Origin of the sequence: Citrobacter sp. Igbk 16, assembly GCF_028069755.1 — a bacterium.
In the GTDB taxonomy this organism is placed as follows: domain Bacteria; phylum Pseudomonadota; class Gammaproteobacteria; order Enterobacterales; family Enterobacteriaceae; genus Citrobacter.
The window spans coordinates 54,054-69,581 of record NZ_JANEWJ010000002.1; the positions used below are offsets into that span (position 1 = coordinate 54,054).

Annotated in this window: 11 protein-coding genes; 8 read left to right on the top strand and 3 right to left on the bottom strand. The window is 53.8% G+C overall.

The features are described from left to right. The first annotated feature begins 94 nt into the window (after positions 1–94). From NNO03_RS01965 to NNO03_RS01985, 5 genes are all read left to right on the top strand, one after another. Complete coding sequence (locus NNO03_RS01965; protein ID WP_271448665.1) at positions 95–2,428, top strand: Tex family protein; 2,334 nt, start codon at positions 95–97, stop codon at positions 2,426–2,428. 432 nt (positions 2,429–2,860) lie between these two features. Continuing rightward, positions 2,861–3,088, top strand: a complete 228-nt coding sequence (gene feoA, locus NNO03_RS01970) for a ferrous iron transporter A (protein WP_003023519.1) — start codon at positions 2,861–2,863, stop codon at positions 3,086–3,088. 18 nt (positions 3,089–3,106) lie between these two features. Beyond that, positions 3,107–5,425, top strand: coding sequence for a Fe(2+) transporter permease subunit FeoB (gene feoB, locus NNO03_RS01975; RefSeq protein WP_181510048.1), 2,319 nt, complete (start codon positions 3,107–3,109; stop codon positions 5,423–5,425). Positions 5,426–5,436: 11 nt separating this feature from the next. After that, the gene (gene feoC, locus NNO03_RS01980; protein WP_038634895.1) at positions 5,437–5,673 is read left to right on the top strand and encodes a [Fe-S]-dependent transcriptional repressor FeoC; all 237 of its coding nucleotides are present in this window, start codon (positions 5,437–5,439) and stop codon (positions 5,671–5,673) included. 245 nt (positions 5,674–5,918) lie between these two features. Beyond that, positions 5,919–6,869 (top strand): Rpn family recombination-promoting nuclease/putative transposase, encoded by a 951-nt coding sequence (locus NNO03_RS01985; RefSeq protein ID WP_271441387.1) that lies wholly within the window; start codon positions 5,919–5,921, stop codon positions 6,867–6,869. A gap of 44 nt (positions 6,870–6,913) precedes the next feature. Here the strand turns inward: NNO03_RS01985 and bioH are convergent, their stop codons facing one another. Further along, the gene (bioH, locus tag NNO03_RS01990) at positions 6,914–7,684 is read right to left on the bottom strand and encodes a pimeloyl-ACP methyl ester esterase BioH (RefSeq protein ID WP_271441386.1); all 771 of its coding nucleotides are present in this window, start codon (positions 7,682–7,684) and stop codon (positions 6,914–6,916) included. Positions 7,685–7,721: 37 nt separating this feature from the next. Here bioH and gntX point away from each other — a divergent pair, with 37 nt between their 5' ends. The 3 genes from gntX to gntT all read left to right on the top strand — a co-directional run bounded on the left by gntX (position 7,722) and on the right by gntT (position 10,744). After that, the gene (gene gntX / locus NNO03_RS01995; RefSeq protein ID WP_271448666.1) at positions 7,722–8,405 is read left to right on the top strand and encodes a DNA utilization protein GntX; all 684 of its coding nucleotides are present in this window, start codon (positions 7,722–7,724) and stop codon (positions 8,403–8,405) included. Between the two features lie 58 nt (positions 8,406–8,463). Then, complete coding sequence (gene nfuA, locus NNO03_RS02000) at positions 8,464–9,039, top strand: Fe-S biogenesis protein NfuA (RefSeq protein WP_271448667.1); 576 nt, start codon at positions 8,464–8,466, stop codon at positions 9,037–9,039. A 388-nt stretch (positions 9,040–9,427) separates the two neighbouring features. Further along, positions 9,428–10,744 carry a gluconate transporter gene (gene gntT / locus NNO03_RS02005; protein ID WP_003023507.1) on the top strand — a complete coding sequence of 439 codons (1,317 nt, stop codon included), beginning with the start codon at positions 9,428–9,430 and terminating at the stop codon, positions 10,742–10,744. Positions 10,745–10,867: 123 nt separating this feature from the next. On the opposite strand, the gene malQ is transcribed toward gntT, so the two are convergent. Together malQ and malP are read right to left on the bottom strand one after the other, a co-directional pair. Further along, positions 10,868–12,955 carry a 4-alpha-glucanotransferase gene (gene malQ / locus NNO03_RS02010; protein ID WP_271448668.1) on the bottom strand — a complete coding sequence of 696 codons (2,088 nt, stop codon included), beginning with the start codon at positions 12,953–12,955 and terminating at the stop codon, positions 10,868–10,870. Positions 12,956–12,964: 9 nt separating this feature from the next. Next, positions 12,965–15,358: a maltodextrin phosphorylase gene (malP, locus tag NNO03_RS02015; RefSeq protein WP_271448669.1), complete on the bottom strand. Its 2,394-nt coding sequence runs from the start codon at positions 15,356–15,358 to the stop codon at positions 12,965–12,967. Positions 15,359–15,528: the final 170 nt, after the last annotated feature.

Consider the following 15,528-nt stretch of genomic DNA (forward strand, 5'->3'; position numbering starts at 1 on the left):
GGAACAATCCGAAGCCCCTGTAGATGACTGGCATTTTTGCCAGTCAGTCCGTATAACTATCCCCTGATTTTTTATCCTATAGACGAAGCTATCCATGATGAATGATTCTTTCTGCCGCATTATCGCAGGTGAAATTCAGGCTCGTGCAGAACAGGTAGAAGCTGCCGTTCGCCTGCTTGACGAAGGGAACACCGTGCCGTTTATCGCACGTTATCGTAAGGAAATCACCGGCGGTCTGGATGATACGCAACTGCGTAATCTGGAGACCCGTCTGGGGTATCTGCGTGAACTGGAAGACCGCCGTCAGGCGATCCTGAAATCTATCGGCGAGCAAGGCAAACTGACCGACGACCTGGCAAACGCTATCAACGGCACGTTAAGTAAGACCGAACTCGAAGACCTTTATCTGCCGTACAAACCTAAACGCCGCACCCGTGGGCAAATCGCCATTGAGGCCGGACTGGAGCCGCTGGCAGACCTGTTGTGGAACGCGCCGTCTCACGACCCGGAAACAGAAGCGGCCAAATACCTCAACGCCGACAACGGTGTGGCGGATACCAAAGCGGCCCTTGACGGTGCACGTTACATCCTGATGGAACGCTTCGCTGAAGATGCCGCACTGCTGGCGAAAGTGCGTGACTACCTGTGGAAAAACGCGCATCTGGTTTCCACCGTGGTAAGCGGTAAAGAAGAGGAAGGCGCGAAATTCCGCGACTACTTCGATCACCACGAACCGATTTCTACCGTGCCGTCTCACCGTGCGCTGGCTATGTTCCGCGGCCGTAACGAAGGCATCTTACAGCTGTCTCTAAATGCCGATCCGCAGTTCGATGAGCCACCGAAAGAGAGCCACGGCGAGCAAATCATTCAGGATCACCTTGGCCTGCGACTGAACAACGCACCGGCAGACAGCTGGCGTAAAGGCGTTGTCAGCTGGACATGGCGCATTAAGGTGCTGATGCACCTCGAAACCGAACTGATGGGCACTGTGCGCGAACGCGCGGAAGATGAAGCAATCAACGTCTTTGCCCGTAACCTGCACGACCTGCTGATGGCGGCCCCGGCCGGACTGCGCGCCACAATGGGTCTCGATCCGGGCCTGCGTACCGGTGTAAAAGTGGCTGTTGTTGACGGTACCGGCAAGCTGGTCGCCACCGACACTATTTATCCACATACCGGTCAGGCTGCCAAAGCCGCCGTTGCCGTTGCGGCGTTATGTGAGAAGTACAACGTAGAGCTGGTAGCAATTGGTAACGGTACGGCGTCGCGCGAAACCGAACGCTTCTACCTTGATGTGCAAAAACAGTTCCCGCAAGTCACCGCGCAGAAAGTGATCGTCAGCGAAGCTGGTGCATCAGTTTACTCTGCCTCTGAACTGGCTGCACTGGAGTTCCCGGATCTCGACGTGTCGCTGCGTGGCGCAGTATCTATTGCTCGCCGTCTGCAGGATCCGCTGGCTGAGCTGGTGAAAATCGATCCGAAATCCATCGGTGTGGGCCAGTATCAACACGACGTTAGCCAGACTCAGCTTGCCCGTAAGCTGGATGCGGTGGTGGAAGACTGCGTAAATGCCGTCGGCGTTGATCTGAACACCGCCTCCGTCCCCCTGCTGACCCGCGTTGCCGGCCTGACCCGCATGATGGCGCAAAACATCGTCGCCTGGCGTGATGAGAACGGCCAGTTCCAGAACCGTCAGCAGTTGCTAAAAGTCAGTCGTCTGGGGCCAAAAGCCTTTGAACAGTGCGCGGGCTTCCTGCGTATCAACCACGGCGACAACCCGCTGGACGCTTCCACGGTTCACCCGGAAGCCTACCCGATAGTGGAACGCATTCTGGCCGCCACCGAGCAATCGCTGCGTGACCTGATGGGCAACAGCGACGCGCTGCGTCATCTCAAAGCGTCCGACTTCACCGACGAACGCTTCGGGGTGCCGACCGTCACCGACATCATCAAAGAGCTGGAAAAGCCGGGCCGCGATCCGCGTCCTGAGTTTAAAACCGCGCAGTTTGCCGATGGCGTAGAAACCATGAACGATCTGCTGCCGGGAATGATTCTGGAAGGCGCAGTCACCAACGTCACCAACTTCGGCGCGTTTGTTGATATCGGCGTTCATCAGGATGGTCTGGTGCATATCTCTTCACTGTCGAATAAGTTCGTCGAAGATCCACACACCGTGGTGAAAGCGGGCGACATTGTGAAGGTGAAAGTGCTGGAAGTTGACCTGCAGCGTAAGCGTATCGCGCTGACCATGCGTCTGGACGAGCAGCCGGGTGAAACTAATGCGCGTCGCGGCGGCGGGAATAACGAACGCACTCAGGGCAATCGCCCGGCACCAAAAGCGGCGAAACCGCGTGGCCGTGAGGCACAGCCTGCGGGCAACAGCGCGATGATGGATGCGCTGGCGGCGGCAATGGGTAAAAAGCGCTAAGTTTAAACCATGTGCCGGATGGCGGCGTAAACGCCCTGTCCGGCCGGGTTGGCGCAATTAATTCGTAGGCCGGATAAGACGCATGAGCGTCGACATCCGGCATATTTAATCTATGCCTCGCTTTGTTCCACAATATATTTATCACTTTATTAACAGATGAAACCTTAATTAAACATTAAGATCCCCAATAATTACTTCCGCGCATCCTTCGTTCCCAACCAGAATAAATATTGAGGAATATCAAAATTGGCTCAAATTATTATCCAATTGTACATTCCGTCACATTTATTCTATTGATGATAGAAACCATTCTCATTATCATTGATTTGTTGATTATTTACTCTTTCCTTACGTTGGCTAATCATCTGGTCTCATGCCGCCCTGTCGCCCCATGAGGTAATCATCCAGTTAGCGAGATATAAGTAGGTCCCTATGCAATTCACTCCTGACAGTGCGTGGAAAATTACCGGTTTTGCTCGTGAAATCAGCCCGGCTTATCGACAGAAACTGTTATCCCTCGGCATGCTGCCCGGGTCGTCCTTCAATGTGGTTCGCGTCGCCCCGCTCGGCGATCCTATTCATATTGAAACGCGTCGTGTAAGTCTGGTATTGCGTAAGAAGGATCTGGCGTTATTAGAAGTGGAAGCGGTTTCCTGTTAATACAGTGAGTCTATAAAAATGAAAAAACTAACCATTGGTTTAATTGGTAATCCTAATTCCGGCAAGACAACCTTATTCAACCAACTCACCGGTGCACGTCAGCGTGTGGGTAACTGGGCTGGTGTGACCGTCGAGCGTAAAGAAGGTCATTTCGCGACCACTGACCATCAGGTCACGCTGGTCGATTTACCCGGCACCTATTCTCTGACGACGATCTCATCTCAAACCTCTCTCGATGAGCAAATTGCCTGTCACTACATTTTAAGCGGTGATGCGGATCTGTTGATCAACGTGGTCGATGCTTCAAACCTTGAACGCAACCTCTACCTGACGTTGCAACTGCTTGAGCTGGGCATCCCCTGCATCGTCGCGCTGAACATGCTGGACATTGCTGAGAAGCAGCAAATCCGTATCGATATCGACGCCCTCTCCGCTCGTCTTGGCTGCCCGGTGGTTCCGCTGGTTTCCACCCGCGCCCGCGGCATTGAAGCACTGAAGCTGGCGATCGATCGCTACAAAGAAAACGACACCGTCGAGCTGGTCCATTATGCCCAGCCACTGCTGCAAGAAGCTGATACCCTCGCCGATGCGATGGCTAAAGATATGCCGCTTAAACAGCGCCGCTGGCTGGGCCTGCAGATGCTGGAAGGCGATATCTACAGCCGTGCTTACGCCGGTGATGCAGCACAAAATCTTGATGCCGCGGTTGCTCGTCTGAGCGAGACAATGGACGACCCGGCGCTGCATATTGCCGATGCGCGTTACCAGTGCATTGCCGCTATCTGCGATACCGTCAGTAATACCCTGACGGCAGAGCCGAGCCGTTTCACCACCGCGGTAGATAAAATTATCCTCAACCGCTTCCTCGGTCTGCCGATTTTCCTGTTCGTGATGTACCTGATGTTCCTGCTCGCCATCAACATTGGCGGCGCGCTGCAACCGTTGTTTGATGTTGGCTCCGTAGCGCTCTTTATCCATGGTATTCAGTGGATTGGCTATACGCTACATTTCCCGGATTGGCTAACCATCTTCCTGGCCCAGGGCCTTGGCGGCGGGATTAACACCGTGCTACCGCTGGTACCGCAAATCGGCATGATGTACCTGTTCCTCTCCTTCCTTGAAGACTCAGGTTACATGGCACGCGCCGCGTTTGTGATGGACCGACTAATGCAGGCGCTGGGACTGCCGGGCAAATCGTTCGTCCCGCTGATCGTCGGCTTTGGCTGTAACGTACCATCAGTGATGGGCGCACGTACGCTGGACGCCCCGCGTGAGCGTCTGATGACCATCATGATGGCACCGTTTATGTCCTGTGGCGCACGTCTGGCGATTTTCGCTGTCTTTGCCGCCGCGTTCTTTGGTCAGAACGGCGCGTTGGCGGTCTTCTCGCTGTACGTACTAGGTATCGTTATGGCGGTGTTGACCGGCCTGATGCTCAAACACACCATCATGCGTGGTGAAGCAACGCCGTTTGTGATGGAACTGCCGGTTTACCACGTACCGCACATCAAAAGTCTGATTATTCAGACCTGGCAACGTCTGAAAGGCTTCGTTCTGCGTGCAGGTAAAGTCATCATCATCGTCAGTATTTTCCTCAGCGCCTTTAACAGCTTCTCACTGAGCGGAAAAATCGTCGACAACATCAACGACTCAGCTCTGGCTTCCGTTAGCCGCGTTATTACCCCTGTCTTTAAACCGATTGGTGTTCACGAAGATAACTGGCAGGCAACCGTAGGTCTGTTCACCGGCGCGATGGCGAAAGAAGTGGTTGTCGGTACGCTGAACACGCTCTATACCGCAGAAAACATTCAGGAAGAAGAGTTCAACCCGGCAGATTTCCACCTCGGTGACGAGCTGCTCAGTGCGGTAGATGAAACCTGGCAAAGCCTGAAAGACACTTTCAGCCTGAGCGTGCTGGCTAACCCTATCGAAGCCAGCAAAGGCGACGGTGAAATGGCTACCGGCGCAATGGGCGTGATGGGCGAGAAATTTGGCAGCGCCGCCGCCGCATACAGCTACCTGATCTTTGTTCTGCTGTATGTACCGTGCATTTCAGTGATGGGCGCCATCGCACGTGAATCCAGCCGTGGCTGGATGAGCTTCTCGATTCTGTGGGGCCTGAATATCGCCTACTCTCTGTCGACGCTGTTTTATCAGACGGTCAGCTACAAAGAGCACCCGACCTACAGCCTGGTGTGCATTTTAGCGGTCATCCTGTTTAACATCGTGTTGCTGGGCCTGCTGCGTCGAGCTCGTAGCCGCGTGGACCTCGCACTGCTGGCAACCAACAGAACGGCGAGTTCCTGCTGTTCCAGCACGACTGGCGATTGCCACTAAGGTTATCGACAATGGCATCACTTATTCAGGTTCGTGATTTATTGGCTTTGCGGGGGCGTATGGAGGCGAAACAAATTAGCCACACGCTGCATACCCCGCAGCCAATGATTGACGCCATGCTGAATCAGTTAGAGAAGATGGGCAAAGCGGTGCGGATTCAGGAGGATGCTGATGGGTGTCTGTCCGGAAGTTGCAAGAGTTGTCCGGAAGGCAAAGCTTGCCTGCGCGAGTGGTGGGCTTTGCGCTAATCAGCTGCTCTTTGCCGGATAGCGCTACGCTTATCCGGCCTACAAATAACTGCAAATGTTCAGGCCGGATAAAGCGTTTACGCTGATATCCGGCTTTTTGCGTAATGGATTCCACTAAAAGGTCTTTGTTTCAGCAAAACAGATTTATCCTTCAGCCTGCCGCGCATCATTATCAACTCATGGATGATTACTGGCGACCAGGAAAGTAGAGTCTCGTCATCTTGTTTCTCAGGTGACGGATCGCCATGAATACTGACACTTCTACTACGCCACATGATGCGATTTTCAAAACGTTCTTAAACCACCCAGCGACCGCACGTGACTTTCTTCAGCTCCATCTTCCAGCCTCTTTGCAAAAACTGTGCGATCTGAAAACGCTACAACTGGAATCGGGCAGCTTTATTGAGGACGATTTGCGCGCATACTACTCTGATGTACTGTGGTCGTTAAAAACATGCGAAGGCGATGGCTATATTTACACCATCATTGAGCATCAGAGTACCGCCGATGCCCATATGGCGTTTCGGCTAATGCGTTATGCCATTGCGGTAATGCATCGGCATTTGGCTGCAGGCCACAAGAAACTCCCGCTGGTGATACCTATGCTTTTTTATCATGGCTCAGCAAGCCCATACCCCTACTCACTTTGTTGGCTGGACGAGTTTGATGACCCAAAATCCGCCAGACAACTTTATAGCACCGCGTTTCCACTGATCGATATCACCGTCGTGCCCGATGACGAGATCATGCAGCATCGCCGGATGGCGCTGCTGGAACTTATCCAAAAACATATTCGTAAACGCGATTTGATGGGGCTGGTAGAAAAACTGGCCATCCTGCTTGTTAAAGGACACGCTAATGACAACCAGCTGAAAGCCTTGTTTAATTATTTAATCCAGGCCGGGAACACCACACATTTTAGCGAATTTCTTCATGAAGTCGCCGAACGTTTACCCCAACATAAGGAAAAGTTGATGACTATCGCCGAAAGATTACGTCAGGAAGGGCACCTTAATGGTCTTCAGGAAGGTCATAGAAAAGGGTTAAAAGAGGGGTTACAAACGGGTCTGCAACAAGGTAAACGAGAGGAAGCTTTACGTATTGCATCAACCATGCAGGCTGATGGTATAGACCCGCTGACCATCTTCAGAATTACCGGTCTGACCGCTGAGGATCTGGCTACGCGTAGCCATTAATCTCAGGCCCGGCAAGCGTGGCTGTGCCGGGCAACGCAACGGATTTATAACCGCTGTTTTAACGTCACCAGCGCAGAGCAGAACTCGGCAGGATGCGAGATAAACGGCGCATGAGCGGCTTTAGCAAACACCAGTGACTCACTCTTCGGCCACAGAGCATCCAGCATTGGCACCACTTTACGCGGAACCAGGCCATCGAGATAACCGTATAAGCGCAGGAACGGCAGGTTTAACGCACACAGCGGTTCACGTAGATCGACCGTTTTCAGGATCTCCAGTCCACCATTGAGCACGTCGACGTCCGGCATGGGGAGCGCCAGTACCGTTTTCTTCAGCGCCCGTGCATCCTGACGCGCGGTTTCCGTGCCCATCGTCTGCAATGCCAGAAAACGCTCTACCGTTTTCTGGAAGTCTTCGCTTAGCTGCTGCTGGAAGCCAGCCAGTACCTCTGGTTTAATGCCCGGCCACGTTTCGCGCGCGCTAAAACAGGGAGAAGAGGCAACCGTCACCAGCGCCTGAACGCGCTCAGGATGGGTCAATGCTACCTGACTCGCCACCAGACCGCCCAGACTCCAGCCGAGCCAGATGGCTTCCCCCGGAGCCTGTCTTAATACCCGTTCAGCCATCTCTTCCAGCGACATCGCGCCAAAACCCTGACTACGGCCAAATCCCGGTAAGTCGACAAGATGCAGTGTAAAATGCGAGCTCAGTTCCTCGCTTATGCAATGCCACACCTCTGCATTCAGTCCCCATCCGTGCAGCAGCACAAGATGGCAATTTCCCGAACCCTGGGTCTGCCACCAGATGTCATTCATCAGTTACTGTTCTCTTTTAGCTAACAAGGATGTCTCTATGCTAACAGTACCAGGATTATGCTGGCTATGCCGAATGCCGCTGAGGTTGGGGCATTGGGGGATTTGCTCAGTCTGCACACAGGCAATACGCCAGCATGACAGTCTGTGCCCACAGTGCGGACTACCAGCCATTCACACCTCGGTTCCCTGTGGTCGTTGCCTGCAAAAACCGCCGCCGTGGCAGCGCCTGGTTTCAGTCAGTGACTATGTTCCTCCAGTAAGCGGGCTTATCCACCAGCTTAAATTTTCACGACGCAACGAAATAGCCCCTGCGCTTGCACGTCTGCTGTTGCTGGAGGTATTGCAGGCCCGACGCACTCACGGTTCCCCCCTGCCAGACAGGCTCATCAGCGTACCGCTCTGGCAACGTCGTCATTGGCGCAGGGGATTTAATCAAAGTGACTTGCTATGCCGTCCTTTAGCACGCTGGCTAGGCTGTGACTGGAACAGCCAGGCCATAACACGGGTGCGGGCGACCGCCACACAACACCATCTCAGCGCCCGGTTACGCAAACGTAACCTGAAAAACGCCTTTTGCCTTGAATTGCCGGTGCAGGGACTCCATATGGTTATTGTGGATGATGTCGTCACTACCGGAAGTACCGTCGCGGAAATCGCGCAGCTGCTTTTACGCAACGGCGCGGCGACTGTCCAGGTATGGTGCCTGTGTCGAACCTTGTAGAGCCTCGATGATGGGCGTATTATAACCAAGTAAAATAGTCAACTATTAGGCCATTACTATGATCCATATTTCCGATGCTGCACAAGCGCACTTTGCCAAACTGCTGGCAAATCAGGAAGAAGGGACACAAATCCGTGTATTTGTGATCAATCCCGGCACGCCTAACGCTGAATGTGGCGTTTCTTATTGTCCGCCGGACGCCGTGGAAGCAACCGACACCGCCATTAAATTTTCTCTGCTGACCGCATATGTTGATGAACTGAGCGCACCGTATCTGGAAGATGCAGAAATCGATTTCGTCACTGACCAATTAGGTTCTCAGCTGACCCTGAAAGCACCGAACGCAAAAATGCGCAAAGTTGCCGATGATGCGCCGTTGATGGAACGCGTGGAGTATATGCTGCAATCGCAGATCAACCCACAGCTGGCTGGCCACGGTGGTCGTGTCTCTCTGATGGAAATTACCGATGAAGGCTTCGCCATTCTGCAGTTTGGCGGCGGCTGTAACGGTTGTTCAATGGTCGACGTTACGTTGAAAGAAGGTATCGAAAAACAGCTATTGGCTGAATTCCCCGAACTGAAAGGCGTTCGTGATTTAACCGAACACCAGCGTGGCGAGCATTCTTACTACTAACGACCAGGCCAGTAGAGTATTCGCAGCCCCGATAAGACACATCAGCGTCGTCATCGGGCATTGATGCCGGATAGTCGCGTTAACGCGTTATCCGGCCCTCGACCTAACCAGGCCAACATTCCTCTGTTACATTCCTGCAATAAAACCCTCCATAATTTGACCCGCTTCTCATAATTTAAATTTTGCCTGTCCAGGTGATTTTCAAGCGCAGTATGTTACCCGTATCATTCATATCAGCACCCAAGACGCACATAACAGCCAGCTAAACTGATTAGTTTTACAGGCAATCAGCATTGGTGCTGTGAATACTCTGTTCCCGGTCGGGACAATCGGAATTTGTCATCTAAACACTGACGTTACCCATAACAAAGCAAAGGCCAGGTAAATCATGCCATTAGTCATCGTTGCTATCGGTGTAATCTTGTTACTCCTCCTGATGATCCGTTTCAAAATGAACGGTTTTATCGCTCTCGTCCTGGTGGCGCTTGCTGTCGGATTGATGCAAGGGATGCCACTGGATAAAGTCATTGGTTCTATTAAAGCCGGTGTCGGCGGAACCCTTGGCAGCCTCGCCCTGATTATGGGTTTTGGCGCCATGCTGGGCAAAATGTTGGCAGACTGCGGCGGCGCGCAGCGTATTGCGACCACGCTGATTGCTAAATTCGGCAAAAAACACATTCAATGGGCGGTGGTATTAACCGGCTTCACTGTTGGTTTTGCCCTGTTCTACGAAGTCGGCTTCGTGCTGATGCTGCCGCTGGTATTCACCATCGCTGCTGCTGCAAATATTCCGCTGCTGTACGTGGGTGTGCCGATGGCCGCTGCGCTGTCCGTGACTCACGGCTTCCTGCCGCCGCACCCGGGTCCGACCGCTATCGCGACCATTTTCCACGCCGATATGGGTAAAACCCTGCTGTTTGGTACGATTCTGGCAATCCCGACCGTCATTCTCGCAGGTCCGGTCTACGCACGTTTCCTGAAAGGCATCGATAAACCGATCCCGGAAGGTCTGTACAGCGCGAAAACCTTCACTGAGGAAGAAATGCCGGGCTTTGGCGTCAGCGTCTGGACCTCTCTGGTACCGGTCATTCTGATGGCGATGCGCGCCGTCGCGGAGATGATTCTGCCAAAAGGTCATGCTTTCCTGACGGTGGCAGAATTCCTCGGTGACCCGGTCATGGCTACGCTTATCGCGGTGCTGATTGCGATGTTCACGTTTGGTCTGAACCGTGGACGTTCGATGGATCAGATTAACGACACGCTGGTGTCCTCAATCAAAATCATCGCGATGATGCTGTTGATCATCGGTGGTGGCGGTGCCTTCAAACAGGTCCTGGTTGATAGCGGCGTCGACAAATACATCGCTTCAATGATGCACGGCTCTAACGTTTCTCCGCTGCTGATGGCATGGTCTATTGCTGCGGTACTGCGTATCGCACTGGGTTCTGCAACCGTTGCAGCAATCACTGCAGGTGGGATTGTGGCACCGCTGATCGCGACCACCGGCGTAAGCCCAGAGCTGATGGTTATCGCAGTAGGTTCCGGTTCCGTCATTTTCTCCCACGTGAACGATCCTGGCTTCTGGCTGTTCAAGGAGTACTTCAACCTGACCATCGGTGAAACCATTAAGTCATGGTCAATGCTGGAAACCATTATCTCCGTCTGCGGTCTGGTAGGGTGTCTGCTGCTGGGTATGGTGGTTTAATCGAGACGGCTTGTAGGCCGGATAAGGCAAAGCCGCCATCCGGCAGCCTGATGGCGCTACGCTTATCAGGCCTACATACTACGAGCTATCACCATAAAAAAGCCGGGGAAATCCCCGGCTTTTTTACTTTTTCTTCGCAGCCGCTTTTCGCCGTCTGTCCAAATCCTTAATCAGCTTGTTCACGCCCTCATCGGCAAACATCTGCTCCAGCGTGGCGGTGAGTTTACGTCGCCAATTTTTGTACTGATCGCTGGTGCCCGGAATATTGACTGGTTCCGCCATATCCAGCCAGTCTTCAGGCTGTAGACCCAGGAGTGCACTGTTGCTGTCGGCGATATAACGCTGCATCCCGCGATTGAGGATCGGCGTCATCGACATCAGCGATGCCTTATGCCCGGCACGTTTTGGCAGACAACCGTACTTATGCAGCGCATCCAGCAACCCCTGCTTGGCCAGTTCCCGGTCCTGATACAACCCCCGCAGCACAACCTCATCCGGATACAGCCCCAGCGCTTTACCCAACGTCAGGTCGCCGCTGTCCCAATAGCCTTTAAGCGTAGGAAGGTCATGCGTCGCCGCGACTGCCATTGATTGTTCCGGGTACGCTTTTGGCGCGCGGAAATTCTTCTCATGGTCATTCTCAAAATAGAGCACCTTGTAGGAATACACACCGCTATCACGCAGTTTGCTGACAATCTCTACCGGCACAGTACCCAGATCTTCACCAATCACCATACAGTGATGGCGTTTACTTTCCAGCGCCAGAATAGAGAGTAGGTCATCAACCGGATAATGGACGTAGGCGCCGTGATCGGCAGTCTCTCCGTAGGGGATCCACCACAGGCGCAGCATCGACATCACATGATCGATACGCAACGCGCCGCAGTTCTGCATATTGGCACGCAGCAGTTCGATAAACGGTTCGTAGGCCCGTGCCGTGATGATGTGCGGATCCATCGGCGGCAGCCCCCAGTTTTGCCCAAGCGGCCCAAGAATATCCGGCGGCGCACCAACGGAGGCTTTCAGACAATACAGTTCACGGTCACACCAGGTCTCTGACCCACCTTCTGCCACACCAACTGCCAGATCACGATACAACCCAATCGGCATGGCAAAGCCCTGACTGGTTTCCCAGCAATCCGCAAATTGGGTATACGCCAGCCACTGCAGCCACAGGTAGAAATCCACCTCGTCACGATGCTCTGCGCAGAACTGTTTGACCTCCGGCGAATCTACCGACTGGAAAGCTTCCGGCCATACCGGCCATCCCCAGCGCAACGTATCCTCTTTCACCTGATGCGCATGCAGCGCATCAAAGGCTGCCTGCCAGTACAGGCTGTCGCCTTCCTGAGTCACAAACTGGCGAAATGCCGCCATCTGCTCATCATCACGAGCGGAGAAGCCTTTCCACGCCATGCGCAGCGCGGTCATCTTCAGTGCGGTAACGGCAGAATAATCAACCCATTCGGCATCCCGCGCACGTTGCAGGGCTTGCTGAGTTGTGGGTTTCAGCCACCAGCTTTGCGCCTCTTTGCTTAGATGAAAATCCTCCACTGCGTTGACGTCGATATAAATGACGTTCAACCAGCGACGCGAAGACGGACTGTACGGGCTGGCGCTCTCCGGATTCGCCGGATACAACGCATGAATCGGATTAAGACCGATAAACGCCCCTCCGCGTTTCGCCACGTCCACCAGCATGGTACGGAGATCGCCAAAGTCCCCAATCCCCCAGTTTTTCTCTGAACGCAGGGTGTAGAGCTGAACGCACGCGCCCCACAGTTTTTGCCCCTCCAGCAGCGCCTGCGGTTCATAGCAGCGCTTTGGCGCCACAATGACGCGACAGTGAGTGCGCAGCTCGCCCTGCGTCAATGTCAGCGTGTGATAGCCCTCCGGCAGTTTCGTCGGAAGGTGAAAAGATTTGCCGCCGGTGGCATGCCCTTTGTGCTGCACACCATCTTCAGTGGTCAGCAGCCAGCTAAACTCCCCGCAACCTTCAACCGCCAGTGGCATTTTCTTACCCGCGGTATACACCATGACATTGGGCACCGGCGTCACCGCCACCTGCGTGGCGGCGGTGGTGCGATGCATGGCTTCAAGCAAACGCCGCTTGGTTTCGGCGCCAATAGACTGCGGTTTGCCGTGAGCGTTAATGTAATTGGGGCTGATCCCCGCCGCCAGCGCGGCATTATCCAGACGTTTGCTTTCCATCGCGATTCCTTAGCGTTTCGCCTGCCAGATACGAGCCTGATAATCGCGGATTGAGCGGTCTGAACTGAACATGCCGCAGCGCGCGGTATTCAGGATCGCCGCCCGCGTCCAGGCATCCTGGTCACGGTACAACACATCAACTTGCTTCTGGGCTTCAACGTAGGCCGCGAAGTCCGCCATCACCAGATACGGGTCACCGCCCTGCTTACCTATACTGTGCAGCATCTGGTCAAAAGCATGTTTATCGCCGTCGCTGTATTTACCGCTTTCAAGCTCCTTCAGAATCGCATCCAGCACTTTGTCTTTCTTACGCCATTTCACCGGGTCATAGCCTTTCGCTTTCAGCGCCTTCACCTCTTCCACCGTGTGGCCAAAGATAAAGATATTCTCATCACCCACCTTCTCAGCGATTTCGACGTTAGCGCCATCCAGTGTACCCACCGTTAACGCGCCGTTCAGCGCCAGTTTCATGTTACCGGTGCCGGAGGCCTCTTTGCCCGCCGTCGAGATCTGCTCGGAGATATCCGCCGCTGGGATCAGCATTTCCGCCGCCGAGACGCAGTAATCCGGCAGGAACACGACCTTCAACTTATCGCCAACTTTCGGGTCGTTATTGATGGTTTCCGCTACCTTGTTAATGGCGAAAATGATGTTCTTCGCCAGGTAGTAACCCGGAGCCGCTTTCGCCCCAAACAGGAATACGCGCGGTACGCGATCCGTCTGCGGGTTTTCACGGATTTCTTTGTACAATGCCAGAATATGCAACAGGTTCAGGTGCTGGCGTTTGTACTCATGCAGGCGCTTGATCTGAATATCAAAGATAGCGTTAGTCGTTATCTCAATACCGGTACGCGCTTTAATAAACTTCACCAGCCGTTCTTTGTTCGCCAGCTTGATATCGCGGTACTGCTGACGGAATTTCGCATCGTCGGCGTATTTTTCCAGGTTAATCAGTTGGTCTAAATCGTTGGCCCACTCTTTTTTCAGCGACTTATCCAGCAGCGCTGCAAGCGCCGGGTTGCACTGCTTGATCCAACGACGCGGGGTAATCCCGTTAGTCACGTTGTGGAATTTGTTCGGCCACAGCTGGTGGTATTCCGGGAACAGATCTTTCACCACCAGATCAGAGTGCAGCGCCGCCACACCATTAACCGCAAAGCCGCTGACCACGCACATATTCGCCATGCGCACTTGTTTATTGTGCACCACCGCCAGCTTCGCCCAAACGGCGGCATCGCCTGGCCAGGTTTTATCGACCAGTTTTTTAAAGCGGTCATTAATCTCTTTGATGATCTGCATATGACGCGGCAGCAGCGCTTTCACCAGCTTCTCATCCCAGCACTCAAGCGCTTCAGGCATCAGAGTATGGTTGGTGTAAGCAAACGTCTTGCTGGTGATCGCCCATGCATCGTCCCAGCTCATCTGATGCTCATCGATCAGCACGCGCAGCAGTTCAGGGATCGCAATAGTCGGGTGGGTGTCGTTCAGTTGAATAACTTCGTAGTCGGCCAGTTCGTGCAGTTTACGTCCTGCCAGATGATGACGGCGCAGAATGTCTGCCACGGAGCAGGCACACTGGAAGTACTGCTGCATCAGGCGCAGCTTTTTGCCTGCCGTATGGTTATCGTTCGGGTACAACACTTTAGTGAGTTTTTCGGCGTCGATCCCCTGCTGTTCCGCACGCAGGAAATCACCGTCATTAAATTTGGTCAGGTTAAACGGGTGCGCATGAGTGGCCTGCCACAGACGTAGAGGTTGTGCCACGCCGTTGCGGTAGCCCAGTACCGGCAGGTCCCAGGCCTGGCCGGTGATGGTGAATCCCGGCTCCCAGTGACCCTCTTTGGTAACTTTACCGCCAATCCCGACTTGCACATCCAGTGCTTCATTGTGGCGGAACCACGGGTAGCTGCCGCGATGCCAGTCATCCGGCGCTTCCATCTGTTGACCATCAGCAAATGACTGACGGAACAAACCGTACTGATAGTTGAGGCCGTAACCCGTCGCCGACTGGCCAACCGTTGCCATCGAGTCGAGGAAACACGCTGCCAGACGCCCCAGCCCCCCGTTCCCCAACGCCGGATCGGTTTCTTCTTCCAGCAAGTCGGTCAGGTTGATGTCGTGTGCTTTCAGCTCGTCGCTCACCGCCTGATACCAGCCCAGATTGAGCAAGTTGTTCCCCGTCAGACGACCAATCAAAAACTCCATTGAGATGTAGTTAACATGACGCTGATTTTTTGCCGGTTTCACCGCAGGCTGGGCACTGAGTAATTCAGCCAACGCCCCACTCACGGCCTGCCACCACTGGCGCGACGTCATTTCGTGAGCCGACGATAAACCGAAGCGCTGCCACTGACGTGTCAGGGCAGCCTGAAATTGATCTTTGTTGAAAGTAGGCTGTGACATAGGGATTCCAGGTCCTTAGGTAATAAACAACGTTATCGCTAGTTTGCCAGGCTCGTTGTTGACCTTCCTCATCCTGCCAGGGATTAGACAGGGAGGAGGAGCGGGGATGAGCGTTAAAATGTGATCGCCGCCACTTTAAGAGGGGAATTATGGCCGATAAATACGCAGGT

What these genes read in the sequence shown, in the direction of transcription:
- feoB (WP_181510048.1), top strand. Translation starts at nt 3,107, where the DNA reads ATGAAAAAACTAACCATTGGTTTAATTGGTAATCCTAATTCCGGCAAG.
- gntX (WP_271448666.1), top strand. Translation starts at nt 7,722, where the DNA reads ATGCTAACAGTACCAGGATTATGCTGGCTATGCCGAATGCCGCTGAGG.
- feoA (WP_003023519.1), top strand. Translation starts at nt 2,861, where the DNA reads ATGCAATTCACTCCTGACAGTGCGTGGAAAATTACCGGTTTTGCTCGT.
- gntT (WP_003023507.1), top strand. Translation starts at nt 9,428, where the DNA reads ATGCCATTAGTCATCGTTGCTATCGGTGTAATCTTGTTACTCCTCCTG.
- NNO03_RS01965 (WP_271448665.1), top strand. Translation starts at nt 95, where the DNA reads ATGATGAATGATTCTTTCTGCCGCATTATCGCAGGTGAAATTCAGGCT.
- malQ (WP_271448668.1), bottom strand. Translation starts at nt 12,955, where the DNA reads ATGGAAAGCAAACGTCTGGATAATGCCGCGCTGGCGGCGGGGATCAGC.
- nfuA (WP_271448667.1), top strand. Translation starts at nt 8,464, where the DNA reads ATGATCCATATTTCCGATGCTGCACAAGCGCACTTTGCCAAACTGCTG.
- feoC (WP_038634895.1), top strand. Translation starts at nt 5,437, where the DNA reads ATGGCATCACTTATTCAGGTTCGTGATTTATTGGCTTTGCGGGGGCGT.
- bioH (WP_271441386.1), bottom strand. Translation starts at nt 7,684, where the DNA reads ATGAATGACATCTGGTGGCAGACCCAGGGTTCGGGAAATTGCCATCTT.
- malP (WP_271448669.1), bottom strand. Translation starts at nt 15,358, where the DNA reads ATGTCACAGCCTACTTTCAACAAAGATCAATTTCAGGCTGCCCTGACA.
- NNO03_RS01985 (WP_271441387.1), top strand. Translation starts at nt 5,919, where the DNA reads ATGAATACTGACACTTCTACTACGCCACATGATGCGATTTTCAAAACG.